A 23472-nucleotide genomic window follows, 5' to 3' on the forward strand; every position below is an offset into this window, starting at 1 on the left:
ACACTCCAGGCAGGGTCCTTTGGCTGACGGCCTGACGGAACAACCAGGCACCAGGCAGACTGGAGTCTCGGCCACTTGGCCGAAATTCGCATCGAGGAACAGCGCTACGGCAGGAACTCTCGCGCCGGGACATTCAGGGCGCGGGCGAGACGAAGCAGCTGCCCGAACTTGGGGTCGGTCTTGCCGGCCTCTGTCTTCTGGAGCGTCGTCCGGTCCACTCCTGCCAGCAAGGCCAACTTCTCCTGTGTGAGGTCCGCCGCGAGGCGGGCATCGCGGATCCGATTGCCCAGTTCGATGCGGGCCTGGAGGATCCACGGAGGTGTAGCGGGTTGCACCCACTGAACACTTAAACATCAAGATCGTTTTGTCTGCGGTATACATCCCGCATTTTGTGATCAAGCTTGGTCGCTTCAAGCGCGCGGTCGCAAAAAAGCTCGGCGCAGTTAGGTCCAAACCCTGACTACGCCGTGAGTCCCCCGAGGGCCTAGCACCCCATGCGCCGACCCTCGGGAGACTCGCCGGATGTCCGTCATCGACGGACGGGCATCCGGCCCGACGAGTGAACCGCACAACAGCACCGCTGCGCGAGTCATTCGTTGGCCCAGATGCCGGGCCCGGATCTGTCATCGCCTCCGAGGGCAAAGATCCGGGCCCGGCCTCGTCGCGTCACGGGTGGGAAGAAGTGGGAAACAAGTGGGAGCTGATCATGGTCAACGGTGGCCAACGCTGGGCAACGGTGTCCATTAATCCCACCGAAGGCGCAGGTGAAAGCCCTGGTGGCGCAACGTGTGCCTGGTCAGCGGTCCGCCATAGTGATCACCTTGAAGATCTTCGAGAAGTCGAGGGAGGTGATCGCCTCGACGGTGGAGGAGCGTTGCGGGAGTTGGTGTTCGGCCAGGGTGGCGAGGGTGCGCGGATCGAGGAGTTCGACCTTGAAGCCGGAGAAGGTGCCGCAGACGGTGACCAGGCGGCCGGCCGTGTCGAAGGTGGCGGTGGCGCATTCGCCGCCGAGAGCGGCGATCTTCTGGCTGGTCACTTCCGGGTTCCTGCCGAGGGGCCCGGACCAGGGCGAGGTGGCGCTGCCCGCGGCGTCGGAGTGCATGCCGCTGCGGCCGTTGGGCGCGAGGTGGGGGTGCTGGGGCGGGGCCTCGCCGGGCAGCGGGACGGCGGCGGCCGGGGCGCCGTCGTACTGGCTGACCAGGCGGTGGCCGGGGGCCTTGGGTATCCCCTCGGCCTGCGCCGGTGAGATCCCGTACATCGCCACGAAGACGACGACGGCGGGGACCACGGCGCAGTTCAGCGCTCTTCGGAACATCCGGACTTCCTCCACTTCCCGTCGGTTCTGCTGACACCGCGTCTGACACCGCGCCGCCGCCAGACGCTAGGTCGAACCGTCGGAGCAGTCCATGGAGGAGCCGGATGATTCACGAAGGCGCAACAGTCGATCACCGCGTGAGATCAAGTGACTTGGGGACGGGGTGCGGGGATCGGGAGGGGTTCAGGGGTTGAGGCCGGAGACCACGCTCGCCGTCGCCGCGAGCCCGCTGTGGATGGTCGCGGCGATGCTGCTGCTCGCGAGGTAGAAGCCGAGCAGGACACAGACGAGTGCGTGGGAGAACTTGAGGCCTCCGCCTCGCAGGAAGATCCACGCGAGGACGAGGAGCAGAACGATCACGGAGAGGGAAATCACCATCGAAGCCTCCTTCGGGCGCCGCCATGGTGGCGCAGCGGAGGGGCCCTTCGGGCGAAACACGTGTCCGCCGTACGGGTGTTGACCCTGTGTGACCCACCCGCGGTGCAGGGCGCCGGGGACTTGCCGGGGCGCGTCGGGCCGTGCCATATATGTCTAGACCTTTACGAGGCCTGCGGCGGAAGGCGCTCCCCGTGCGAGATCCCGCGAGACACCCCCTGGGGCGGACCACCGCCGCGCTTTCCCTCTGCCTGGCCCTGACCGCCTGCTCCGGGGGCGCGGCACGGCCGCCGCGTCCCCCGGTCGGCATCACCGCCCAGGCCGGCAGCGCGACTTCCGTCCACGTGATGTGGGAGGCGGCCGCGGGCGGCAGTACGGTGACGGGTTACCAGCTGTTCCAGGCCGACCGACTCATCCGGGACCTGCCCGCCGAGAAGACGATGGTGGACGTCACCGGACTGAGCCCGCTGACCGCCTACGCCTTCACCGTCCGGGCCAAGGACGCGGCCGGGCACCGCTCCCCCCTCAGCGCGGCCGCCCGGGTCACCACCCCGGCGGCCCGGGCGGAGGACCACCGGGCGCCCACCGCCCCGGCCACCACCACCGGCCGCGCGGACGGCCCCCGGACGGCCCGGCTCAGCTGGGCGCCGGCGAGCGATGACACGGGCGTGACGGCCTACGACGTCTACCAGGGCGGTGTCCGGATCCACACGGCCGGCCCGGCCGAGACCTCCGCCACGTTGACCGGCCTCCAGCCCGGCACCCGCTACGGCTTCACGGTCCGGGCGCGGGACGGCTCCGACAACTCCTCCCCGGACGGCCCCCTCGCCGAGGTGACCACGGCCGCCGACCCGGACCGGGGGCCGGACACCGCGCCCTCCGGCTTCACCGCGACCGCGTCCCCGGGCGCCGTCACCCTCTCCTGGACCGCTCCCGCCACCGGGCGCGAGACCACCGAGTACCAGCTCTACGTCAACGGACAGCCCGTCACCGTCATCCAGTTCGGGGCCGGCGCGGTCCCGCGTGGAACGGTGGAGCACCGGCTGACGGTGACCGAGCTCGCCGGTACGGTCTGGTCCCTGAAACTGCGGGCCAGACTGCCCGACGGCAACTGGGGCGCCTTCACCCCCGAGCGGCGGATCGTCCTCGCCGGCTGAACGGCGAACTTGAGATCCGGTGGTGATTCCGACGCGAACGGCGCGGCCACGAAAGAAGATCACGCACAATACATCCGTGTTCGGTGAGTACTCGGTCAACAACAATCAGGCACACTCCGCAGGTAGCGCCCCTGGGCCAGACTCTCGCGCCGTGCCGGGAAACCTGCCGCCGGAACCGGCCGGATTCATCGGCCGGGAGAGCGAACTGAACGATCTTCAGCCGCTGTTGGACCTGCGCCGGCTGGTCACCCTCACGGGCGTCGGCGGTGTCGGCAAGTCCCGGCTCGCCCTCCGGGCCGCCACGAGCGGACGGCCCCGGCGCGACGGGGTCTGGTGGGTCGAGCTGTCACCGCTGCGCGACCCCGGCCTGCTCACCACCACCGTGGCGCACGCCGTCGGGCTCGCGGACCACTCCGCGCGCCCCCTGGACGAGGAACTGTGCGCGTGGATGGCCGACAAGGAACTGCTCCTGGTCCTCGACACCTGCGAGCACCTGATCCCCGCGTGCCGCCACCTCGTCGGTGAACTGCTGCAGTCCGCGCCCGGCCTGACGGTGCTCGTCACCTCGCGCGAGCCGCTCGGCAGCCCCCGTGAGGTGGTGTTCGAGGTCCACCCCCTGCCCTGCGAGGATCCGGACAGCGACGCCCTCGCCCTGTTCCGCGCCCGCGCGGTGGCCGCGATGCCGGAGGCAGCCGACGCGTTCCGGGACCCCGAACGGGTGCTGCTGGCCGCCGAGGTGTGCCGCCGGCTCGACGGCATCCCGCTCGCCCTGGAACTCGCGGGCGCCCGCATGAGGTTGTGGACGCTGGAGCAGATGGCGCGGCGGCTGGACGCGCGGTTCGAGGTCCTGGCCGACACGCGCGCGCTGCTGCCCCGGCACCAGACCCTGCGGACCGCCATCGGCTGGAGCCACGAGCTGTGCGAGCCGGTGGAGCGCCTGCTGTGGGCCCGGCTGTCCGTGTTCACCGGGGACTTCGACGTGGCCGCCGCCCGGACGGTCTGCTCGGGCGGCCCGCTGCCCGCCGCCAGGGTGGAGCGGGTGCTGGCCGGGCTGGTGGCGAAGTCCGTGGTCCGGCGGACCGAGGAGCGCGGCGCGGGGGCCCGTTACCGGATGCTGGACACGATCCGCGAGTACGGGCGCGACTGGCTGGCCGAGCTCGGGGAGGTACGCACGGTCGCGGAGCGGCACGCCCACTGGTACGCGGCGCTGTGCCACGCGGCGGAGCGGGGCTGGCTGGGCCCGGGGCAGGTCGACTGGTACCGCAGGATGAGCGCCGAGCACGCGCAGGTGCGCACCGCCCTGGAGCACCTGCTGCGGACCGACCCGGCGGCGGCCCAGGAGATGGCCGGGGCGCTCTGGTTCTTCTGGTTCGCCTGCGGCCACGTCCACGAGGGCCGCGGTTTCCTGGAACGGGCGCTCGCCCGCGGCCCGGCCACCGGGCCGGTGTACACCCAGGCGGTGTGGGCGCTCGGGTTGACGGCGCTGCTCCAGGGCGACATGGACGCGGCCGGGGAACTGGGCCGGCGGTGCGCCCGAGAGGCGGCCGGGCTCGGCGATCCGGAACCGGAGCTGCGCGCCGCCTACCTGCGCGCCGTCTCGATGATGATGCCGGGCGACCCGGCGGCGGCGCTCGCGCTGGCGGGGCCCCGGGCGCGGGCGGCCCACGGCGGCCGGCCGGACGGGACGGGGTGGCTGCTGTGCCGGCTGGCCTCCGGCTACGCGCTGTGCGACGAGCGGCGGTTCGAGGAGGCGGCCGAGGAGGCGTGGGGGCTGCGCGAGGCGTGTGCGGAGCTGGGTGAGCGCTGGCTGAGGGCCTACGCCGACTACATCCTGGCCGTCGCGGCGCTGGGCGTCGGCAACCACGGTGAGGCGGCCCGCCACGTGCGGGCCATGCTGTCCGGCAAGCGGTTGCTGGGCGACCGCTTCGGCATCGCGCTCGGCCTGGACGTGCTCGCTGCGGCCGTGGCGGGGCTGGGCGACGGCGAACTCGCGGCGCGCCTGCTGGGGACCGGGCACGCGTGGTGGCGCACCGTGGGGCGCCCGCAGATGGGCTCCCCGTCCCTGACGGCCCTGCGGGACGAGGGCGAACGGCAGGCCCGCGCGGCGATCGGCGACGCGGCGTACGAGAGCGCCTTCCGGGGCGGCGCGGCGGCGGCCACCGCCTGAGCGCGGCCCCGTGCGGTCCCCGTCTCCCGTAGCGGCGGCAGGCCGGCTGCCGTCAGTACGGGAGGGGCCTGCCCGACGGGGTGCGCAGGTCCAGGTCTCGGGGGGCGGGCTTGGGGACGGGCTTGCGGATCAGCTGCTGGCGCATGCTGCCTCCTGGCTCAGACCAGGGCCGGTCGGCGGGGCTCCACCGTACGGCCGTCGGGGAGCAGCTCCCCGGTGTCGTCGAACACCACCAGACCGTTGCAGAGCAGGCTCCATCCCTGTTCGGGGTGGAAGGCCACGGTGCGGGCAGCGTCGTGATCGGCGCTGTCGGCGGACGGGCAGGGGGGCTGGTGGGAGCACATGGCGCACCTCCTCGCAGTGTGGGGCGGGAGGGCCGGTGGTCACCCGGTCGAATCCGCGATCCACGGTGGCGGTGAGTATTACTGATCGCCGCCCCCTGACGGAACCCATATTCGCGGTCGAGTTCACGGTGTGTATGCCCGATTACCATGCGCTCATGCCGCCGATCCGCATCGTTCACCGCACCCGTCTGCCGGCCGGAGAGGTCTGGCTGAGGCTCACGGACTGGGCGCGCCACGGGGCGCAGGTCCCCTTGACCCGCACGACCGTCGAAACGGCGCCGCCGACGCGCGTCGGAACGCGCTTCACGGCACGTACGGGATTGGGGAGGGTCGCCTTCGACGACCCGATGGAAGTCACCGTGTGGCGGCCGCCGGCGACGGGTTCGGCGGGGCTGGTCCGTCTCGACAAGCGCGGACGCGTTGTCCTGGGCTGGGCGGAGATCGAAGTCAGGCCGCTGCAGCCGGCCGGCGCGGAGGTGCACTGGCGCGAGGACCTGCGGGTACGCGGGCTCGGGCGGTTCTTCGACCCGGTCGTGGCGCTCGCCGGCCGGCTCATGTTCGGCCGCGCCCTCGCCCGGTTGCTGCGTTCCTGACAAGTCGGGCTAGGGTGCCGTGATCACCGCGCCCGGTGATGCCACCACGTCTTACAGGGGAACCTCCATGGCCACTCCGCCACCGCAGCAGCAACAGGGCGCCGTCCCGCACCACCCGTACGGCGTGCCGCCCCAGCAGGGCGCGGCCGCGCAGCACAACCCGTACGCGCAGCAGCAGCCGCAGCAGGGGGTCCCGCACGGCAACCCCTACGCGGCCTACCAGCAGCAGCCCCAGCACCCGCAGCAGCCCGGGTACGCGTGCCGCGTGTGCGGTGCCCAGCCGGCCGCGCCCGGCACCGTGCGCGGGCACCAGGGCCTGGTGCTGATGATGCGGTTCCTGAGCACGCACGGCCCCTTCTGCCGCGACTGCGGTACCGCCGTCGTGCGCGACATGTCGGCGAAGACCCTGTGGCAGGGGTGGTGGGGCCCGGCGTCCCTGTTCATCACGCCGCTGACGGTGCTGATCAACCTGGTCCCCCGCTCGGCCTTCCGCAAGCTCGCCCCTCCGATGGGCGGCTTCCGGCCCCCGCTCGACCCGGGCAAGCCGCTCTGGCAGCGGCCCGCCGCGCTGGTCATCGCGGCGCCGATGGTCCTGGTCGCGCTGGCGATCGTCGCGCTGGTCGTGATCGGCGCCGCGACCAGCTGAACGACGGCCGCCCCCGTTCCCCCTGCCGGGGACGGGGGCGGCTGCGGGCCCTGACGACTAGCGGATCGGCATCTGGGAGATCGTCCTGGCGATCACCAGGCGCTGGATCTCGCTCGTGCCCTCGAAGATGGTGTAAATAGCGCTGTCGCGGTGCATGCGCTCCACCGGGTACTCCCGGGTGAACCCGTTGCCTCCGAGGATCTGCACCGCCTGGGCGGTGACCTTCTTGGCGACCTCGCTCGCGAAGAGCTTCGACATCGAACCCTCCGCCGAGGTGAACGGCTTGCCCGCCACCGCCATCCAGGAGGCCCGCCACACCAGCAGCCGGGCCGCGTCGATCTGCGTGCGCATGTCCGCGAGCTGGAAGGCCACGCCCTGGTTGTCGATGATCGGACGGCCGAACTGGGTACGGGTCCTCGCGTAGTCGAGGGCGACTTCGTACGCGGCGCGCGCCGTGCCGACGGCCATGGCGCCCACGGCCGGGCGGGACGCCTCGAAGGTGGCCATGGCCGCGTTCTTGAGCCGCTCGCCGCCGCCCGCCTTGGCGCGTTCCCGGGCGCGCGCGAGGCGCTCGTCCAGCTTGTCCTTGCCGCCGAGCAGGCAGGAGCCCGGGACGCGGCAGTCCTCCAGCACCACCTCGGCGGTGTGCGAGGCCCGGATGCCGTGCTTCTTGAACTTCTGCCCCTGCGACAGGCCGGGGGTGTTCGGCGGCACGATGAAGGACGCGTGGCCCTTCGTGCCGAGTTCGGGGTCGACCACGGCGACGACGATGTGGACGTTCGCGATACCGCCGTTGGTCGCCCAGGTCTTGGTGCCGTTCAGCACCCATTCGTCCTTGGCCTCGTCGTACACGGCGCGGGTGCGCATCGCCCCGACGTCGGAGCCGGCGTCCGGCTCGGAGGAGCAGAAGGCGGCGACCTTGACGTCGGTCGCGTCGCCGTACATCTGCGGGATCCAGGTGCCGATCTGCTCCTCGGTGCCGTTGGCGAGGACGCCGATGGCCGCGAGGCCGGTGCCGACGATCGACAGGGCGATGCCGGCGTCACCCCAGAACAGTTCCTCCATCGCCATCGGGATGCCGAGGCCGGTCGGGTCGAAGAACTGCTGGGCGTAGAAGTCGAGGGAGTAGATGCCGACCTTGGCCGCCTCCTGGATGACGGGCCACGGGGTCTCTTCGCGCTCGTCCCATTCGGCGGCCGCGGGGCGGATCACGTCGGCGGCGAACCCGTGGATCCAGTCGCGCACCTGCTTCTGGTCGTCGTTGAGCTCCATGGTGAACTCCGCCATGTCCCCTCCAGCTGTTTCGCGGACGTACTCGTCGCCGTCACCGGCAGGCCGTTACCTGCGGTAACCAGCCACGGCGCCCCAGTCTGTTACCGACGAGTAAGCACTGTCAAGCGGGGCCCGGACCGGCCACGGGAGGCCGCCGGTTCGATCGACAGGGTGTGCGGGGTGTTACGTTGCGTGGGCGTCACGCACATCGCAAGGGCGGGGAGACAAACACGTCATGGAGACCACGCAGCAGGCCGGCGAACCGGGAGCGGCCGAGCGCCGCAGGCGGGAGCTGCTCGAAGCGGCCGACCGCGTCGTCCTCAGGGACGGGCCCAAGGCTTCGATGAACGCCATCGCGGCCGAGGCGGGCATCACCAAGCCCATCCTGTACCGCCACTTCGGCGACAAGGCGGGCCTCTACCAGGCGCTCGCCGTCCGGCACACCGACGCCCTGCTGGACTCGCTGCGGGCCGCGCTCGACGCCCCGGCCGAGCGCCGCCGCCGGGTGGAGTCCACGCTCGACACCTACCTCGCGGCCATCGAGGCCCGGCCGCAGGTGTACCGCTTCCTGATGCACCCCGCGGAGGACTCGCAGTCCGCCGAACGCGGCTTCGACGTCGGTCTGCACTCGGCGCCGCTGCTGCGCCGCCTCGGCGAGGAACTGGCGGAGGTCATCGGCGAACGCGTCGACCTCGGCCCGGGCTCCGAACGCCTGGCCCGGGTGTGGGGTCACGGAATCGTCGGCATGATGCACGCGGCGGGCGACTGGTGGCTCGGGGAACGCCCCTGTGGGCGGGCCGAGTTGGTGGCCGCGCTGACCGACCTGCTGTGGGGCCGGCTGGCCACGGCCGGCAACCGCCGGGGCGGGCCCGGCTTCTGAGCGCCGCCCGGCTCCCGCGGGCGGACCGGCCTGTGCGGGCGGGACCTGTGCGCGGGAACTGGCCTGTGCGCGCGAACCGGCCTGTGCGGGCGGACCGCTCCCGTCAGGCGCTGCCGCCCAGGGCCGCGAGTCCGCGCGCGCCCCACGCCGTCTTGCCGATCGCCCGTCGCAGCCGGCGCGCCCGCAGCCCGGTGACCCGGTCCGCGTAGACCGTGCCCTCCAGGTGGTCGCACTCGTGCTGGAGGCAGCGGGCGAAGAACCCGGTGCCCTCGATCCGTACCGGCGCGCCGTCGGAGGTGACCCCCTCGACGACGGCGTGGTCGAAGCGGACCGTGCCGGCCTCCAGGCCGGGCAGCGACAGACAGCCCTCGGGGCCGCGGAACTCGTCCCCGTCGGCGCTCACCAGGCGGGGGTTGACCACGTGTCCCACGTGGCGGACGTCCTCGTCGTCGGGGCAGTCGTAGACGAACACCCGCTGCCCGACCCCGATCTGGTTGGCGGCGAGGCCGACGCCCTGGGCCGCGTACATCGTGGCGAACATGTCCTCGATGAGCCGGTCGAGGGAGGGTCCGAACCCGGTGACCTCGGCGCACGGCGAGTGGAGCACCGGATCGCCCAGCAGGCTCATGGTGCGGACGAGTCCGGTGGTGCCGGGGATGGGGCGCTGTCGCATGGCGGTAAGCGTACGACGGGCGAAGATATGAGCAGATCCGCGCCGCCCTTGGGGCGCCGCGGTCAAGGCCCCGGCAGGTACTGGATAGGCTGGGGCCGACCGACGCAAGGAGGACAAGGGACGATGGCAGGCAACACGGAGCCGCTTTCGCCGCGGGCCAAGCTGGCCGTGACGGCGGGCAAGGCCGCGGCGGCGGTGTCGCGGGCCGCGGGACGCGGAAGCGGATCGGTGATCGGAGGCAAGGTCGCACTCAGGCTGGACCCCGATCTCCTCGGCGCGCTGGCACAGCATCTCGACGTCGTCCTCGTCTCCGCGACGAACGGCAAGACCACGACGACCCGCCTGATCGCCGAGGCGCTGCGGGCCAGCGGTCCGGTGGTCTCCAACGCGCTGGGCGCGAACATGCCGGCCGGCATCACCTCCGCGCTGGCGGGCGGCTCGGACGCCAAGTACGGCGTCATCGAGGTCGACGAGAAGTACCTCGCCGGAGTGGCCCGGGACGTGACCCCCAAGGTGATCGCCCTGCTCAACCTCTCCCGCGACCAGCTGGACCGCGCCGCGGAGACCCGCATGCTGGCCGAGAAGTGGCGCGAGGGGCTCCAGGGCTCCAAGGCCGTCATCGTGGCCAACTGCGACGACCCGCTGATCGTGTGGTCCGCATCCTCCTCGCAGAACGTGGTGTGGGTCGCGGCCGGCCAGGAGTGGAAGGACGACGCCTGGTCGTGCCCCTCCTGCGGTGGCGTCATGCAGCGCCCCGGCGACGACTGGTTCTGCGGTGAGTGCGGCTTCCGCCGCCCCACCCCCAGCTGGGTGCTCTCCGGCGACCACGTACTGGACCCGCACGGCAGCGCCTGGCCGATCCACCTCCAGCTGCCCGGCCGCGCCAACAAGGCCAACGCCGCCACCTCGGCCGCCGTCGCAGCCGTGTTCGGCGTCCCGCCGCAGGTCGCGCTGGAGCGGATGTACCAGGTGCAGGCCGTCGCCGGCCGCTATGACGTGGTCTCCTTCCAGGGCCGTGAACTGCGCCTGCTGCTCGCCAAGAACCCCGCGGGCTGGCTGGAGACGTTCTCGCTGATCGACCCGCCGCCGACGCCGGTGATCCTTTCCGTCAACGCGCGCGGCGCCGACGGCACGGACACCTCCTGGCTCTGGGACGTGGACTACCCGCGTCTTGCGGGGCACCCCATCTTCGTGATCGGCGACCGCAAGCTGGACCTCGCGGTCCGCCTGGAGGTCGCGGGCCTGGACTTCCGCGTGTGCGAGACCCTCGACGAGGCCGTGCAGCTCGCCCCGCCCGGACAGATCGAGCTGATCGCCAACTACACCGCATTCCAGGACGTGCGCCGCCGCGTCGGCAACTAGTACTCATACCTCCAGAGGACACAAGAGCATGAGCGACAACAGCCTGCGTCTGGTGTGGGTCTACCCGGACCTGCTCAGCACGTACGGAGACCAGGGCAACGCCCTCGTCGTGGAGCGCCGGGCGCGCCAGCGCGGCCTGGACGTGCAGCGCGTGGACGTGCGCAGCGACCAGCCCATCCCCACCTCGGGTGACATCTACCTGATCGGCGGTGGCGAGGACCGGCCGCAGCGCCTGGCGGCGGAGCGCCTGCTGCGCGACGGCGGCCTGGAGCGAGCCGTCTCGAACGGGGCGATCGTCTTCTCGGTGTGCGCCGGGTACCAGATCCTCGGCAACGAGTTCGTCAACGACATGGGCGAGCGCCAGCAGGGCCTGGGCCTGCTGGACGTGGTCACCGTGCGCGGCGAGGGCGAGCGGTGCGTCGGCGACGTGCTCGCCGACATCGACCCGCGCCTGAACCTGCCCCCGCTGACGGGCTTCGAGAACCACCAGGGCGTGACCCACCTCGGCCCGACGGCCAAGCCCTTCGCCCGCACCCGGCTGGGCCGGGGCAACGGCACCGGCGACGGCACCGAAGGCGCCTACAACGACACCGTGTTCGGCACCTACATGCACGGTCCCGTGATGGCCCGCAACCCGCAGATCGCGGACCTGCTGCTGAAGCTGGCCCTCGACGTGAACGCGCTGCCGGGCCTCGACGACCGCTGGTACGAGGCGCTGCGCGACGAGCGCATCGCGGCGGCCACGCAGCCCGCGTAACGCGTCCGTCACGCCCCGTCCGGTCCGGATTCCCTCGGGGGGTCCGGGCCGGCGTGCGTTCGTACGACGGATGTGACCAGCATGTGGAGGATGGTTCAGTCCGGTGGGAATCCGCTTGTAGGCTGGCGGTCAGTACCAACCGGACGACGTGGTCCGGTCGTCGGCCCACGTTGCAAAGGTTCTTCCTGCCATGCGCATTGGTGTGCTCACTTCCGGAGGCGACTGCCCCGGCCTCAATGCCGTCATCCGCTCCGTCGTGCACCGCGCCGTCGTCGACCACGGCGACGAGGTGATCGGCTTCCACGACGGCTGGCGGGGTCTGCTGGAATGCGACTACCGCAAGCTCGACCTGGACGCCGTCAGCGGCATCCTGGCCCGCGGCGGCACCATCCTCGGCTCCTCCCGCGTCCAGCCCGCGCACCTGCGCGACGGCGTGGAGCGGGCCCGGGGACACCTCGCGGACCTCGGTCTGGACGCGATCATCCCGATCGGCGGAGAGGGCACGCTCAAGGCGGCGAACCTGTTGTCCGAGGGCGGCCTGCCCATCGTCGGCGTCCCCAAGACCATCGACAACGACATCGCCTCCACCGACGTGACCTTCGGGTTCGACACCGCCGTCGGGGTCGCCACCGAGGCCCTGGACCGCCTCAAGACCACCGCCGAGTCCCACCAGCGGGTGATGGTCGTCGAGGTCATGGGCCGCCACACCGGCTGGATCGCGCTCCACTCGGGCATGGCGGCGGGCGCGCACGCCATCGTCGTGCCGGAGCGCCCCTTCGACATCGAGGAGCTGACCGCGATCGTCGGCGAGCGGTTCTCGGCCGGCAAGCGGTTCGCGATCGTCGTGGTCGCCGAAGGCGCCAAGCCCGCCGCGGGCAGCTCGATGGCGCTGGAGTCGGGCGGTACCGACATGTACGGCCACGAGCGGTTCGCCGGCATCGGCAACCGGCTCGCCGTCGAGCTGGAGGACCGCCTGGGCAAGGAGGCCCGCCCGGTGATCCTCGGCCACGTCCAGCGCGGCGGCACGCCGACCGCGTACGACCGCGTCCTGGCCACCCGCTTCGGCTGGCACGCGGTGGAGGCCGCGCACCGGGGCGAGTTCGGGATGCTGACCGCGCTGCGCGGCACGGACATCGTGATGGTGCCCCTCGCCGACGCCGTGCGGAGCCTCAAGACGGTCCCGGCCGAGCGCTACGCGGAGGCGGAGACCGTTCTGTGATGTTTCCCCCCTTCTGACACCGCCCCCGGACGCTTCGGCGTCCGGGGGCGGCACTACTGTGGTGGAGCGCCACAGTCAAGGGAGTGAACAGATGGATCACAGCGGTCACGGCATGGACATGAATATGGACATGGACATGGACCTGCCGCCGTTCACTCTCGGGCGCGGGCTGGAGTTCTCCTTCGACGCCTTCTTCCTGATCGGCTCGCTGCTGGGGCTCGGCCTGTATCTGTGGGGGGTGGCGCGGCTGCGCGGGCGCGGGGACGGGTGGCCGCTGGGCCGGACGCTCTCGTTCACCGCCGGTGTGCTGACCGTGGCCCTGATGATGTGCACGAAGCTGAACGACTACGGCATGGTCATGTTCAGCGTGCACATGGTGCAGCACATGGTGATCAGCATGGTCTCCCCCATCCTGCTGCTGCTCGGCGCTCCGGTGACGCTGACGTTGCGCGCCCTCCCGCCGGCCGCCCGGGGCGTCAAGGGGCCGCGCGAGCTGCTGCTGATGCTGCTGCACAGCCGCTACCTCAAGGTGATCACGCATCCGGCGTTCACGATCCCCCTCTTCATCGCCAGCCTCTACGGCCTCTACTTCACCCCGCTGTTCGACTCCCTGATGCAGAGCAGGGCCGGGCACATCGGGATGATGGTCCACTTCCTGGCCGTCGGCCTGATCTTCTTCTGGCCGATCATGGGCGTGGACCCGGGTCCGCACCGGCCCGGCTACGTGATGCGGATGCTGGAGCTGTTCGCCGGCATGCCGTTCCACGCGTTCTTCGGCATCGCGCTGATGATGGCGACCGAGCCGATGATCAAGTCGTACGAGAACCCGCCGGCCTCCCTGGGCGTCGACGCGCTGCTCGACCAGCAGTGGGGCGGCGGCATCGCCTGGGCTTTCAGCGAGATCCCCTCGGTGCTGGTGCTGATCGCGCTGGTCTACCAGTGGTACCGCTCGGAGCAGCGGGCCGCCAAGCGCTCCGACCGAGCGGCGGAGCGCAATGGGGACCAGGAGCTGGAGGCGTACAACTCGTATCTCGCCTCGCTCCAGGGGCGTGGCCGGTAGCGCGGCGGCCCCTCACCGCGCCACCATGGGGCATGAGCGGATCCGTTAAGGCGATGGCCGTGCTGACCTTCGCCTCCCTGGTGGCCGTCGCGGCGTACTCCGTGGTGCTCGGCAGCAACGGCTGGCTGTGGTTCGTGTGGGTGCTGCTGGGCATGCTGACCGCCGGGATGGCCGCCTCCCGCAGTAGGTGATCTGCTCGTCCTGCACCGGGCGCGCCACACTGACGTGTCCGCCAGGTGAAGGGAAACGGCCGGTGTTCTACCACTTGCTCAAGCACGTGCTGCTCGGCCCGCTGCTGCGGCTGCTGTTCCGGCCGCGTATCGAGGGCCTGGAGAACATCCCGTCCGAGGGCGCGGCGATCATCGCCGGAAACCACCTGTCGTTCTCCGACCATTTCCTGATGCCGGCGATCCTCAAACGCCGGATCACCTTCCTGGCGAAGGCGGAGTACTTCACCGGCCCGGGCGTCAAGGGCCGGCTGACGGCCGCCTTCTTCCGCAGCGCCGGCCAGATCCCGGTGGACCGCTCCGGCAAGGACGCCGGACAGGCGGCGCTGCGCGAGGGGCTCGGGGTCCTGGCCAAGGGGGAGCTGCTCGGCATCTACCCGGAGGGCACCCGCTCGCACGACGGTCGGCTCTACAAGGGCAAGGTCGGCGTGGCCGCGATGGCGCTCGGCGCGGGCGTGCCGGTCGTGCCCTGCGCGATGGTCGGCACCTTCGAGATCCAGCCGCCCGGGCAGAAGATCCCGAACATCCGGCGGGTCACGATCCGCTTCGGCCGGCCGCTGGACTTCTCGCGGTACGAGGGCCTGGAGGGCGAGCGGGCGATCCTGCGGGCCGTCACCGACGAGATCATGTACGCGGTGCTGGAGCTGTCCGGCCAGGAGTACGTCGACCGGTACGCCGCCGAGGTGAAGGCGGAGGAGGAGCAGGCACGGAAGAAGGCCCGGCGCCGGACGCGCTGAGCCTTCTTTCGTGTGCCTGCCCGTGGGCTGCCGGCGACCTAGCGGACGGCCGGGAGCTCCTCACGCGGCGCCAGCTCGGCGCCCTGGGACACGGCCGCCGACTTGGCGGCGGCCGGGGCCGGGGCGACCGGCGTGGCGTGCGGCTCGCAGGTCACGTCCTGCGCGTCGACCTTGCCGGTCAGCAGGTAGCTGTCCACACGGGTGTTGATGCAGGGGTTCACCAGGCTGGTGACACCGTGCGAGCCCGCGTTCTTCTCGGTGATCAGACGCGAACCGCCGAGGCGGCGGTGCATCTCGACGCCGCCCGCGTACGGGGTGGCCGCGTCGCGCTCGCTCTGGACGACGAGGACCGGCGGCAGACCGCGCTTGGCGCTCGCGCCGACCTCGATCGGGGTGCTCTGCTTGGACTTCCAGGTCGCGCAGGGCAGGTTCATCCATGCGTTCGACCAGGTGAGGAAGGGGTACTTCTTGTTCAGCGCGGTGTTGTCCCTGTCCCACTTGGCCCAGCTGGTGGGCCACTTGGCATCGGCACACTCGACCGCGGTGTAGACGGCGTTACCGTTCTCCGTGGTGATGTTGCCGCGGATGTCCGAGAGGTCCGGGGTGACCGCGTCGATCAGCGGCTTCTCGTCACCGGCGACGTACGCGCTCAGGGCCTGGGCGGTGGGCACCCAGGAGGAGTCGTAGTACGGGGCGCTCTGGAAGAAGCCGATCAGCTCCGCCGGACCGGCCACGCCGCCGAGCGGGTTGGCCTTGGCCTTGGCGCGCAGTTCCAGCCACTTGGCCTCGACCTTGGCGCGGGTGTCGCCGATGTGGAAGACGCCGTCGTTCTTGGCGACCCAGTCCTCCCAGTCGTTCCAGCGCATCTGGAACGCGACGTCCTGTTCCAGGTTGGCCTGGTACCAGATGTTGTCCTGTTCCGGGTTGACCACGCTGTCGACGATCATGCGGCGGACGTGGCCCGGGAACAGGGTCGCGTAGACCCCGCCGAGGTAGGTGCCGTAGGAGACGCCGAGGTAGTTCAGCTTCTTCTCGCCGAGCGCGGCCCGGATGACGTCCACGTCACGCGCGGTGTTCGGCGTGGTCATGAACGGCAGCATCTCGCCGCTGCGCTCCTTGCAGCCGTCCGCGTACTCCGCGGCGAGCTTGCGCTGGGCGCGCTTGTCGGCCTCGTTGGACGGGACCGGGTCCGCCTTCGGGACCTTCACGTACTCCTGCGGGTCGACGCAGGAGATGGGCGCCGAGTGGCCGACGCCGCGGGGGTCGAAGCCCACGAAGTCGTACGCCTTGGAGGTGTTGACCCACAGCGGGGACTTGGTGGTGATCCGGCGCGGGAAACGCATGCCGGAGCCGCCCGGGCCGCCGGGGTTGTAGACGAGCGCGCCCTGGCGCTCCTCCTTGGTGCCGGTGCTCAGCGCCCGGTCGACGGCCAGGTCGATGGTCTTGCCGTACGGCTTCGCGTAGTCGAGCGGGACCTTCACCCAGCCGCACTGGATCGGCTTCTCGAAGCCCCAGTCGGCGGGGCAGTCCTTCCAATCGATGCCGGTGCGGGCGGCGCGGGCGGCGGCGACCTGAACGCCGATCGCCTCGTTGTATCCGTTGTCACCGGAGGCCGGAGCGGCCTCGGCGGTCGGGGCGAGCAGCAGGCTCGCCGCCAGTGCGCCGGTGATCAGAGTGGCGGCGCTCCCCAGCGCCGCGGTGCGTATCACGTGGTTGTTCCCCCTGCGTCATATGCCGTCACGGGTAGCCGTGTTGGTCGGTATCGGTCGTTGACGTGCAGGGGGATCCTTGCGCCTGACCGGGAGTGGGCGACAGTGCACGGTCCGGTTCTTTGCCAAGCCGATATCCGGACGGGGGTGTACCGCTGAGCGGTGTCCGGTTCGCCCCGGGTCGGTCCTCCCGTTACCAGCCGTACGTCGCGCAGGCCGCGTCGAGCAGTTCCCGCAGGCGTAGCGCGTCCGGGGCGAGGGCCGTCACCAGGACGGCCGGACCGGCCAGCGGGGTCACCGCCGCGAACTCGCCCAGCACCGCGGGCGCCGGCGGGGCCTCGGCGAACTCCGGGTCCACCACCAGGAGCTGGCCGAGCGCCCGGTGGCCCGCGAGTCCCGCCGGGCCGTCCCAGCCACCGGGGGCTCCCGGCCCGCAGGCCAGCTCCTGGTCCAGCAGCGGGCGGCCGCCCCGCAGGACGCTGATGCGGCTGCGGAGCAGGCCGGGGGCCTCCCCGGCACGGCCGAGCACCTGCTCCTCGCGCAGCATCAGCCGGGCGGTGGGGGCGAGTTCCACGCGGGTGCGCACCCGCAGGTCACTGCCGCGTACGGACACCAGCGGCTCCGGCAGCCAGCGCACCGCCGCCCCCTCGGCCAGCGTCAGCCGTACGTCGTACCGGGCCGGCGCGCCGTCGCGGCCGGGCAGCGCCAGGGTGGCCGCCGCCGAGCGGAGCCCGAGCCGGGCCCCCGGTCCGGCGTCGGCCTCGACGTTCAGGTGGTCTCCGCCGAGCGGCGCGGACATCGCGCCGACCAGCATCACACCGGCCTCGGCGCCCTCGCCCCGGGTGCGGCGCAGCGCGAGCGGGCCTTCCCCGGCCAGCAGCGGCAGCGCGGTGCCGCCCCGGCCGTCGGCCACGGCGGCGATCCGGGCGGTGGCGCGCACCCCAGCCGGAGCGGGGGCCTGCGGGGCGACGGGGGGTGCGCTGGTCACCGTACGGCCCAGGCAGCGATGCGCTCGCGCACCCAGTCGGCCACCGGGGTGACGCCCTCGGGCCCGCGCAGGGACTGGAACGCCACGGGCAGGTCACCGCGCTGCTCGGCGGCGTCGCGGGCCATCCGGTCCAGGTCGGAGCCGACGTGGGGGGCGAGGTCGGTCTTGTTGACGATGAGCAGGTCGGCGGTGGTGACGCCGGGTCCGCCCTTGCGCGGGATGTCGTCGCCGCCGGCCACGTCGATGACGAAGATCTGGGCGTCGACCAGGCCCCGGGAGAAGGTGGCGGTCAGGTTGTCCCCGCCGGACTCGACGAGGATCAGGTCCAGGGGGCCGACACGCTCCTCCAGTTCCTCGACCGCCTCCAGGTTGGCGGAGATGTCGTCGCGGATGGCGGTGTGCGGGCAGGCCCCGGTCTCGACGGCGGCGATCCGTTCGGGCGGCAGGACCGCCTCGCGGAGCAGGAACTCCGCGTCCTCGCGGGTGTAGATGTCGTTGGTGACGACGGCCATGGACAGTTCGGCGCGCAGGGCGCGGCACAGCGCGGCAACGGTCGCGGTCTTGCCGGAGCCGACCGGTCCGCCGAGGCCGACGCGCAGGGCGCGGCGGGTGCCGTCGGCCCGTACGGGCTCGGCGCTGTGGGTGTGGCGGTGGGGGTAGCTCCCACCGTGGTCGAGGTGCATGGTTTCTCCTTGGGTGGGGCGGCGGTCAGGAGGCGAAGAGCCGGACCGGCCAGTCGGCGTGGACCTGCGCCGCGATGTCCAGCAGCGGGGAGGAGGAGGCGGGCAGCGCCTCCAGGCCCTCGTGACGGGCCAGCAGGGCGGCGCTCGCGGCCCGCCCGGACACGGCGTCGAGTTCGGGGGCGAGGCCGGCCAGCACGGCGCTCGCCTCGAAGGGGTCCAGGCCCAGCAGCCGCACGGTCGCGGTCGCGGGACCGCTGACGCTCTCGTACGCCGCCACGTGCGCGGCGTCCAGCGGCCCGAGCCCGGCGGCCCGGGCGGTGACGCCGAGCACCACGGGCTGGTGGGCCCCGCGCGGGAACGCTGCGGCGAGGGCGTCGAGTTCGGCGGCCGGCCAGGTGGCACGGGCGGCGCGCAGCAGCTGCCGGCCGAGCCGCCGCGCGGCCAGCCGCAGCGCGGGCGAGGGGGTGCGGGCGTCGGCGGCGGCGTCGAGTTCCGCCGGGTCGAGGCCGTGGGCGGCGGCCGCCGCGAGTCCGGCTGCGACGAGGCCGGAGGTGTGCAGCCGGCCCCGGCAGAACTCGGCGAGCGTGGCGGCGTCGTGGATCCGGCCCGCCTTGCAGGCGGCCTCCGCCCCGCCGGAGTGGGCGTGCCCTCCGGCGGGGAAGCGGCCGTCCGCGAGGACGAGCAGCGCGGCGAGGCTCATCGGCAGACGCCCATCAGAACAGGAAGTATCTCTGTGCCATGGGCAGTTCCGCCGCCGGGGCCGGCTCCACGACCTCACCGTCGATGGTGACGGTGAAGGTGTCGGCGTCCACCTCGACCCGGGGCATGGCCTCGTTGTTGCGCATGTCCGTCTTGCTCACCTTGCGGGTGCTTTCGATCGCCACGAACCGCTTGTCGAGCCCAAGCCGTTCGGGCAGACCGTCGTCAAGCGCCGCCTGCGCGGTGAAGTTGATCGAGTTGAGCGCCGGCGCGCGCCCGCGGGCCCCGTACATGGGCCGGGGCAGGATGGGCTGCGGGGTGGGGATGGAGGCGTTGGCGTCACCCATCTGCGCGTAGGCGATCTGGCCGCCCTTGACGACGACCTCCGGCTTGACCCCGAAGAAGGCGGGGGTCCACAGCACCAGGTCGGCGAGCTTGCCGACCTCGACCGAGCCGATCTCGCGGGCCAGTCCCTGGGCGATCGCGGGGTTGATCGTGTACTTGGCGACGTAGCGCCGGGCACGGTGGTTGTCGGCCGGGCCGTCGCCGGGCAGGAAGCCGCGCCGCTTCTTCATCACGTGGGCGGTCTGCCAGGTGCGCAGCACGACCTCGCCGACCCGGCCCATGGCCTGGGAGTCGGAGGAGATGATGGAGATGGCCCCGAGGTCGTGCAGGACGTCCTCGGCGGCGATGGTGGACGGCCGGATGCGGGACTCGGCGAAGGCGAGGTCCTCGGGGACCGCCGGGTTGAGGTGGTGGCAGACCATCAGCATGTCGAGGTGTTCCTCGATGGTGTTGACGGTGTGCGGCCGGGTGGGGTTGGTGGAGCTGGGCAGGATGTTCGGCTCGGAGACCACGGTGATGATGTCCGGTGCGTGGCCGCCGCCCGCGCCCTCGGTGTGGTACGAGTGGATGGTCCGCCCGGCGATGGCCGCGAGGGTGTCCGCGACGAACCCGGCCTCGTTGAGCGTGTCGGTGTGGATGGCGACCTGGGCGCCGGTCTCCTCGGCGACGGTCAGGCAGGCGTCGATGGCGGCCGGGGTGGCCCCCCAGTCCTCGTGAATCTTGAAGCCGAGGGCGCCGCCGCGCAGCTGGGAGTACATGCCCTCGCGGGACATGGTGTTGCCCTTGCCGAGCAGGCCGATGTTGACGGGGTAGGCCTCCAGCGCCGCGAACATCCTGGCCAGGTGCCAGGGTCCGGGCGTGACGGTGGTGGCCTTGGAGCCCTCGGCGGGTCCGGTGCCGCCGCCGACGAGGGTGGTGATGCCGGAGGCGAGGGCCTCGTCGATCACGGTGGGCGCGATGAAGTGCACGTGGGCGTCGATGGCGCCGGCGGTGACGATCTTCCCGTTGCCCGCGATGATCTCGGTCTCGGGGCCGATGATCAGGGCGGGGTCGACCCCGTCCATGGTGTCCGGGTTGCCGGCCTTGCCGATGCCGCAGATCCGGCCGTCACGGATGCCGAGGTCCGCCTTGACGATGCCCCAGTGGTCGAGGATGACCACGCCGGTGATCACCGTGTCGGGGGCGCCCTCGGCGCGGGTGGTGCGGGCCTGGCCCATGGACTCGCGGATGACCTTGCCGCCGCCGAAGACGGCTTCGTCCCCCGAGTGTCCGGGGCCGCCGCTGAGGTCCTGTTCGATCTCCACGAAGAGGTCGGTGTCGGCGAGCCGGATGCGGTCGCCCTTGGTCGGCCCGAAGAGGTCCGCGTACGTCTGGCGCGAGATCTCAGCCATCGAGCGGCCCTCCGGTTTCCCCGCGCAGGCCCGGCACGGTGCGCAGGCCCCCCAGCGGGACGAGTTCGACGGAGACGGGGATGCCCGGCTCGAAGCGGACGGCGGTGCCGGCGGCGATGTTGAGCCGCAGGCCGTGGGCGGCGGCGCGGTCGAAGTCGAGGCCCGGGTTGACTTCGGCGAAGTGGTAGTGGGAACCGACCTGCACGGGACGGTCGGCGGCGTTGAGCACGGTGAGACGGGTTACGGCGCGGCCTTCGTTCAGGCGCACCGGACCGTCCCCGAAGACGATTTCGCCGGGGATCATGCGGGTGCTCCCGTTCAGACGATGGGGTCGTGGACAGTGACGAGCTTGGTGCCGTCCGGGAAGGTCGCCTCGACCTGGACGTCGTGGATCATCTCGGGGATCCCCTCCATGACCTCGTCGCGGCGCAGCACGGTGCGGCCCGAGGCCATGAGCTCGGCCACGGTCCGCCCGTCGCGGGCGCCTTCGAGGATGTGCGAGGTGATCAGGGCCACCGCCTCCGGGTGGTTGAGGCGCACCCCGCGCGCCCTGCGCTTTTCGGCCACATCAGCCGCGACGTGGATGAGCAGTCTTTCCTGCTCGTGCGGTGTCAGTTGCACACGTATCACCAAGTTTCCAGGACAAGATCAACTTCGCGCCAAGAAGACCCTAATCCCCTTCAACACTTTGTTGACCTGTGCATATCCGTGCCAAGCATGTCTTGCCCAACACAGGGAGAGACTTTCCGTCCCGATCACCACTGCTTTACCGGCTCATGGGTGATCATTGGCGCAAGCGCGCGGGCGCCAGAGTAGGACCCGCGCTTTTCCGCCGAGTTAACCCACGTTTCCGGGAGGCACCCGGTTCGGCCCGGGGCCGAGTTCCTCGGGCTTCCCCGCACCGAGGCCGCATGGAGGCCAGCATGCTGAACCCAGTCCGCAACATCACCTTCGACGCCCTCGACCCTTGGAAGGTCGCGCGGTTCTGGTCCGAGGTGACCGGCTACGCGATCGCCGAGGACGGCGTGGAGGGCGACGAGGAGATCCAGCTGGAGTCGGGGCAGCCCGGCACGCCGGGCCTGCTGTTCATCCGGGTGCCCGACGGGAAGAAGGTGAAGAACCGGGTGCACCTGGACATCCAGCCGCCTACGGGCACCCGCGACGAGACGGTCGAGCGGCTCGTCGGTCTCGGGGCGCGGGTCGTTGACGACCGGCGGGACGAGGACGGCATCGCGGGCTGGGTCGTACTGGCCGACCCCGAGGGCAATGAGCTGTGCATCGAACGCAGCGCCGCGGAGCGCGGCATCGCCTGAGCGGGCATCTGCCCGGCGGGCTCAACAGCCGGTGGCGGTCCTCGCCGGAGCCCCCACCGTCCAGGGCAGTGCGATCCACACCGTCTTGCCGCCGTCCTCGGTCGGCGTGACCGAGAGCCGGCCGCCCGCCTCGGCGGCGAGCCAGCGGATGATGACCATCCCCCGGCCGTTGTCCTGCTGGACGGCGGCCGGCAGCCGCCGGGGGCGGCGCGGGTGACTGTCCGTCACTCCGACCCGCAGCCATTCGCCGCGCTCCAGGTGGACCTCCACGGTGAAGGTGGGCGACTGGCCGAAGGTGTGCTGCACCGCGTTGGTCGCGAGTTCCGAGACGATCAGCCGGACGGTGTCGGCCGTCTCGGACTCCTCGGGCAGTCCCCATTCACCGAGCACCTCCGCGACGTACCGGCGGGCAGCGGCGACCGCGGCCGGGTCGCTCGGCAGAGTGACGGATGCTTCCTGGTGGTCTGCCATGGCGACGTCCCTTTCCCACCGGGGCGCAGCCGCCCCGGATCTACGCTGAGCGTCAGAGTGCACCCATCGTGCCGTCGTTTCCTGCGTTCTCCCAAGATATGCATATATCTGTCGCTCGATGCGGTGAACTCTGCTACGGAAGAGCGTATTTGGACGGCAGACTGGTGCGAGGTGTGCCGGTGGGAAGGAGAGCGGGTATGCAGCACGGTCCCGCGGTACGCCGCCGCAAGCTGGGCGAGGAATTGCGTGCGCTCCGTGACCGCAGCGGTCTCACCAGTGGTGAGGCCGCCCGGTTGGTGGGGTGGCACCAGTCGAAAATCAGCCGTATCGAAACGGGTCGAAGTGGCGTGAAAACCGAGGACATCCGCCTCCTCCTCGACGCCTACGGGGACGTGGTGAGTGCCCAGCAGCGGGCGCTGCTGGAGGCCTTGGGGGCCTCGGCGGCGGGCCCCGGGGCGGGGGCCGACCCCTCGCCGGGGCGCCAGTGGTGGCACGACTACCGGGGGCTGCTGCCCCAGGAGTACCGGGACTTCATCAGCCTGGAGGCGGGGGCCCGCTCTGCCCGTACCGTCGAACTCTCCGTGGTTCCGGGTCTGTTGCAGACCCCGGAGTACGCCCGCGCCGTGACCCGGGCCGCGCTCGGCGGGCTGCCGGAACCGAAGGTGGACGCGCTGGTCGACGTACGCCTGGCACGCCAGTCGGTGCTGCGGGCCGACCCCCCGATCGAGCTGAGCGCGGTGCTGGACGAGGCGGTGCTGCGCCGGCAGATCGGCGGGCCGGGAGTGATGCGGGAGCAGTTGCGGCACCTGGTGGAGGTGGCACGCCTGCCACAAGTGCGGTTGCAGGTACTGCCGTTCAGCGTGGGGGGGCATCTCGGCCTGACCGGACCGTTCGTCATTTTCTCATTTCCGAACATCGCCGATCTGGATGTGGTGGTCCTCGACCATTTGACGAGTAGCCTCTACCTGGAGCGGAAGGAAGACCTAGAGGCGTACAGCGCCGCGTTCCGCACCATCCAGGCGCACGCCCTCCCGCCCCAGGACTCGTCGGATCTGATCAGCTCTATCGCTGACGACGCGTAAGGAGGCA

26 protein-coding genes and 1 pseudogene are annotated in these 23472 nt (G+C 71.6%); 13 read left to right on the plus strand and 14 right to left on the minus strand.

Annotated features, from left to right (window positions below):
* Positions 1-104: 104 nt before the first annotated feature.
* The 3 genes and pseudogenes from ACIA6C_RS28365 to ACIA6C_RS28375 all read right to left on the minus strand — a co-directional run bounded on the left by ACIA6C_RS28365 (position 105) and on the right by ACIA6C_RS28375 (position 1693).
* Positions 105-335, minus strand: coding sequence for a helix-turn-helix transcriptional regulator (locus ACIA6C_RS28365; RefSeq protein ID WP_399280088.1), 231 nt, complete (start codon positions 333-335; stop codon positions 105-107).
* 485 nt (positions 336-820) lie between these two features.
* Positions 821-1315, minus strand: a pseudogene (locus ACIA6C_RS28370) (hypothetical protein); the annotation flags it as partial.
* 183 nt (positions 1316-1498) lie between these two features.
* Positions 1499-1693, minus strand: a complete 195-nt coding sequence (locus ACIA6C_RS28375) for a hypothetical protein (RefSeq protein ID WP_136211500.1) — start codon at positions 1691-1693, stop codon at positions 1499-1501.
* Between the two features lie 191 nt (positions 1694-1884).
* Here ACIA6C_RS28375 and ACIA6C_RS28380 point away from each other — a divergent pair, with 191 nt between their 5' ends.
* Both ACIA6C_RS28380 and ACIA6C_RS28385 read left to right on the plus strand, forming a co-directional pair.
* Positions 1885-2847, plus strand: a complete 963-nt coding sequence (locus ACIA6C_RS28380; RefSeq protein WP_399280090.1) for a fibronectin type III domain-containing protein — start codon at positions 1885-1887, stop codon at positions 2845-2847.
* A gap of 151 nt (positions 2848-2998) precedes the next feature.
* Positions 2999-5014 carry an ATP-binding protein gene (locus ACIA6C_RS28385; RefSeq protein ID WP_399280092.1) on the plus strand — a complete coding sequence of 672 codons (2016 nt, stop codon included), beginning with the start codon at positions 2999-3001 and terminating at the stop codon, positions 5012-5014.
* Between the two features lie 158 nt (positions 5015-5172).
* Here the strand turns inward: ACIA6C_RS28385 and ACIA6C_RS28390 are convergent, their stop codons facing one another.
* Complete coding sequence (locus ACIA6C_RS28390; RefSeq protein WP_136211506.1) at positions 5173-5358, minus strand: DUF5999 family protein; 186 nt, start codon at positions 5356-5358, stop codon at positions 5173-5175.
* Between the two features lie 155 nt (positions 5359-5513).
* Here ACIA6C_RS28390 and ACIA6C_RS28395 point away from each other — a divergent pair, with 155 nt between their 5' ends.
* Positions 5514-5951, plus strand: coding sequence for an SRPBCC family protein (locus ACIA6C_RS28395; RefSeq protein WP_399280094.1), 438 nt, complete (start codon positions 5514-5516; stop codon positions 5949-5951).
* Between the two features lie 67 nt (positions 5952-6018).
* A complete protein-coding gene (locus ACIA6C_RS28400; protein WP_399280096.1) occupies positions 6019-6597 on the plus strand; it encodes a hypothetical protein in 579 nt (192 codons plus the stop codon).
* 57 nt (positions 6598-6654) lie between these two features.
* Here ACIA6C_RS28400 and ACIA6C_RS28405 read toward each other — a convergent pair whose 3' ends face one another.
* The gene (locus tag ACIA6C_RS28405) at positions 6655-7884 is read right to left on the minus strand and encodes an acyl-CoA dehydrogenase family protein (protein WP_366081456.1); all 1230 of its coding nucleotides are present in this window, start codon (positions 7882-7884) and stop codon (positions 6655-6657) included.
* Between the two features lie 220 nt (positions 7885-8104).
* Here ACIA6C_RS28405 and ACIA6C_RS28410 point away from each other — a divergent pair, with 220 nt between their 5' ends.
* Positions 8105-8749: a TetR family transcriptional regulator gene (locus ACIA6C_RS28410; protein ID WP_399280098.1), complete on the plus strand. Its 645-nt coding sequence runs from the start codon at positions 8105-8107 to the stop codon at positions 8747-8749.
* A 103-nt stretch (positions 8750-8852) separates the two neighbouring features.
* Here ACIA6C_RS28410 and def read toward each other — a convergent pair whose 3' ends face one another.
* The gene (def, locus tag ACIA6C_RS28415) at positions 8853-9422 is read right to left on the minus strand and encodes a peptide deformylase (protein ID WP_399280100.1); all 570 of its coding nucleotides are present in this window, start codon (positions 9420-9422) and stop codon (positions 8853-8855) included.
* A 123-nt stretch (positions 9423-9545) separates the two neighbouring features.
* On the opposite strand from def, the gene ACIA6C_RS28420 reads away from it, so the two are divergent.
* The 6 genes from ACIA6C_RS28420 to ACIA6C_RS28445 all read left to right on the plus strand — a co-directional run bounded on the left by ACIA6C_RS28420 (position 9546) and on the right by ACIA6C_RS28445 (position 14784).
* Positions 9546-10784, plus strand: a complete 1239-nt coding sequence (locus tag ACIA6C_RS28420; RefSeq protein WP_136211516.1) for a MurT ligase domain-containing protein — start codon at positions 9546-9548, stop codon at positions 10782-10784.
* A 28-nt stretch (positions 10785-10812) separates the two neighbouring features.
* On the plus strand, positions 10813-11541 hold the full coding sequence (locus ACIA6C_RS28425) for a glutamine amidotransferase (protein WP_361137584.1): 729 nt from the start codon (positions 10813-10815) through the stop codon (positions 11539-11541).
* Between the two features lie 190 nt (positions 11542-11731).
* Complete coding sequence (locus ACIA6C_RS28430; RefSeq protein WP_366081453.1) at positions 11732-12760, plus strand: 6-phosphofructokinase; 1029 nt, start codon at positions 11732-11734, stop codon at positions 12758-12760.
* 91 nt (positions 12761-12851) lie between these two features.
* Positions 12852-13820, plus strand: coding sequence for a cytochrome c oxidase assembly protein (locus ACIA6C_RS28435; protein WP_399280103.1), 969 nt, complete (start codon positions 12852-12854; stop codon positions 13818-13820).
* 32 nt (positions 13821-13852) lie between these two features.
* Positions 13853-14011 carry a hypothetical protein gene (locus ACIA6C_RS28440; protein WP_361137587.1) on the plus strand — a complete coding sequence of 53 codons (159 nt, stop codon included), beginning with the start codon at positions 13853-13855 and terminating at the stop codon, positions 14009-14011.
* Between the two features lie 62 nt (positions 14012-14073).
* Entirely contained in the window at positions 14074-14784 is a 711-nt protein-coding gene (locus tag ACIA6C_RS28445) for a lysophospholipid acyltransferase family protein (RefSeq protein WP_366080669.1), read from the plus strand.
* A gap of 38 nt (positions 14785-14822) precedes the next feature.
* Here the strand turns inward: ACIA6C_RS28445 and ACIA6C_RS28450 are convergent, their stop codons facing one another.
* The 7 genes from ACIA6C_RS28450 to ACIA6C_RS28480 all read right to left on the minus strand — a co-directional run bounded on the left by ACIA6C_RS28450 (position 14823) and on the right by ACIA6C_RS28480 (position 21220).
* Positions 14823-16493 carry an alpha/beta hydrolase gene (locus tag ACIA6C_RS28450; RefSeq protein ID WP_399280105.1) on the minus strand — a complete coding sequence of 557 codons (1671 nt, stop codon included), beginning with the start codon at positions 16491-16493 and terminating at the stop codon, positions 14823-14825.
* Between the two features lie 193 nt (positions 16494-16686).
* The gene (locus tag ACIA6C_RS28455) at positions 16687-17481 is read right to left on the minus strand and encodes an urease accessory protein UreD (protein WP_399280107.1); all 795 of its coding nucleotides are present in this window, start codon (positions 17479-17481) and stop codon (positions 16687-16689) included.
* Positions 17478-18164, minus strand: a complete 687-nt coding sequence (gene ureG, locus ACIA6C_RS28460) for an urease accessory protein UreG (RefSeq protein ID WP_361137591.1) — start codon at positions 18162-18164, stop codon at positions 17478-17480. The genes ACIA6C_RS28455 and ureG overlap by 4 nt, the downstream gene beginning before the upstream one ends.
* Positions 18165-18189: 25 nt before the next feature.
* Positions 18190-18864 carry an urease accessory protein UreF gene (locus tag ACIA6C_RS28465; protein WP_399280109.1) on the minus strand — a complete coding sequence of 225 codons (675 nt, stop codon included), beginning with the start codon at positions 18862-18864 and terminating at the stop codon, positions 18190-18192.
* 13 nt (positions 18865-18877) lie between these two features.
* Positions 18878-20599, minus strand: coding sequence for an urease subunit alpha (locus tag ACIA6C_RS28470; RefSeq protein WP_399280111.1), 1722 nt, complete (start codon positions 20597-20599; stop codon positions 18878-18880).
* Positions 20592-20903: an urease subunit beta gene (locus tag ACIA6C_RS28475; protein WP_399280113.1), complete on the minus strand. Its 312-nt coding sequence runs from the start codon at positions 20901-20903 to the stop codon at positions 20592-20594. The genes ACIA6C_RS28470 and ACIA6C_RS28475 overlap by 8 nt, the downstream gene beginning before the upstream one ends.
* A 14-nt stretch (positions 20904-20917) precedes the next feature.
* Complete coding sequence (locus tag ACIA6C_RS28480; protein WP_190186959.1) at positions 20918-21220, minus strand: urease subunit gamma; 303 nt, start codon at positions 21218-21220, stop codon at positions 20918-20920.
* Positions 21221-21522: 302 nt separating this feature from the next.
* Here ACIA6C_RS28480 and ACIA6C_RS28485 point away from each other — a divergent pair, with 302 nt between their 5' ends.
* Positions 21523-21912: a VOC family protein gene (locus ACIA6C_RS28485; protein ID WP_361137594.1), complete on the plus strand. Its 390-nt coding sequence runs from the start codon at positions 21523-21525 to the stop codon at positions 21910-21912.
* A 21-nt stretch (positions 21913-21933) separates the two neighbouring features.
* Here the strand turns inward: ACIA6C_RS28485 and ACIA6C_RS28490 are convergent, their stop codons facing one another.
* Entirely contained in the window at positions 21934-22383 is a 450-nt protein-coding gene (locus ACIA6C_RS28490) for an ATP-binding protein (RefSeq protein WP_361137595.1), read from the minus strand.
* 197 nt (positions 22384-22580) lie between these two features.
* Between ACIA6C_RS28490 and ACIA6C_RS28495 the strand changes: the two genes are divergently transcribed.
* Complete coding sequence (locus ACIA6C_RS28495; protein ID WP_366080675.1) at positions 22581-23465, plus strand: helix-turn-helix transcriptional regulator; 885 nt, start codon at positions 22581-22583, stop codon at positions 23463-23465.
* Positions 23466-23472 lie beyond the last annotated feature (7 nt).

The organism is Streptomyces sp. NPDC051578, from assembly GCF_044454045.1.
Lineage (GTDB): Bacteria > Actinomycetota > Actinomycetes > Streptomycetales > Streptomycetaceae > Streptomyces.

What these genes read in the sequence shown, in the direction of transcription:
- ACIA6C_RS28375 (WP_136211500.1), bottom strand. Translation starts at nt 1,693, where the DNA reads ATGGTGATTTCCCTCTCCGTGATCGTTCTGCTCCTCGTCCTCGCGTGG.
- ACIA6C_RS28390 (WP_136211506.1), bottom strand. Translation starts at nt 5,358, where the DNA reads ATGTGCTCCCACCAGCCCCCCTGCCCGTCCGCCGACAGCGCCGATCAC.
- ACIA6C_RS28395 (WP_399280094.1), top strand. Translation starts at nt 5,514, where the DNA reads ATGCCGCCGATCCGCATCGTTCACCGCACCCGTCTGCCGGCCGGAGAG.
- ACIA6C_RS28400 (WP_399280096.1), top strand. Translation starts at nt 6,019, where the DNA reads ATGGCCACTCCGCCACCGCAGCAGCAACAGGGCGCCGTCCCGCACCAC.
- ACIA6C_RS28405 (WP_366081456.1), bottom strand. Translation starts at nt 7,884, where the DNA reads ATGGCGGAGTTCACCATGGAGCTCAACGACGACCAGAAGCAGGTGCGC.
- ACIA6C_RS28410 (WP_399280098.1), top strand. Translation starts at nt 8,105, where the DNA reads ATGGAGACCACGCAGCAGGCCGGCGAACCGGGAGCGGCCGAGCGCCGC.
- def (WP_399280100.1), bottom strand. Translation starts at nt 9,422, where the DNA reads ATGCGACAGCGCCCCATCCCCGGCACCACCGGACTCGTCCGCACCATG.
- ACIA6C_RS28420 (WP_136211516.1), top strand. Translation starts at nt 9,546, where the DNA reads ATGGCAGGCAACACGGAGCCGCTTTCGCCGCGGGCCAAGCTGGCCGTG.
- ACIA6C_RS28425 (WP_361137584.1), top strand. Translation starts at nt 10,813, where the DNA reads ATGAGCGACAACAGCCTGCGTCTGGTGTGGGTCTACCCGGACCTGCTC.
- ACIA6C_RS28430 (WP_366081453.1), top strand. Translation starts at nt 11,732, where the DNA reads ATGCGCATTGGTGTGCTCACTTCCGGAGGCGACTGCCCCGGCCTCAAT.
- ACIA6C_RS28435 (WP_399280103.1), top strand. Translation starts at nt 12,852, where the DNA reads ATGGATCACAGCGGTCACGGCATGGACATGAATATGGACATGGACATG.
- ACIA6C_RS28440 (WP_361137587.1), top strand. Translation starts at nt 13,853, where the DNA reads ATGAGCGGATCCGTTAAGGCGATGGCCGTGCTGACCTTCGCCTCCCTG.
- ureG (WP_361137591.1), bottom strand. Translation starts at nt 18,164, where the DNA reads ATGCACCTCGACCACGGTGGGAGCTACCCCCACCGCCACACCCACAGC.
- ACIA6C_RS28465 (WP_399280109.1), bottom strand. Translation starts at nt 18,864, where the DNA reads ATGAGCCTCGCCGCGCTGCTCGTCCTCGCGGACGGCCGCTTCCCCGCC.
- ACIA6C_RS28470 (WP_399280111.1), bottom strand. Translation starts at nt 20,599, where the DNA reads ATGGCTGAGATCTCGCGCCAGACGTACGCGGACCTCTTCGGGCCGACC.
- ACIA6C_RS28475 (WP_399280113.1), bottom strand. Translation starts at nt 20,903, where the DNA reads ATGATCCCCGGCGAAATCGTCTTCGGGGACGGTCCGGTGCGCCTGAAC.
- ACIA6C_RS28485 (WP_361137594.1), top strand. Translation starts at nt 21,523, where the DNA reads ATGCTGAACCCAGTCCGCAACATCACCTTCGACGCCCTCGACCCTTGG.
- ACIA6C_RS28490 (WP_361137595.1), bottom strand. Translation starts at nt 22,383, where the DNA reads ATGGCAGACCACCAGGAAGCATCCGTCACTCTGCCGAGCGACCCGGCC.
- ACIA6C_RS28495 (WP_366080675.1), top strand. Translation starts at nt 22,581, where the DNA reads ATGCAGCACGGTCCCGCGGTACGCCGCCGCAAGCTGGGCGAGGAATTG.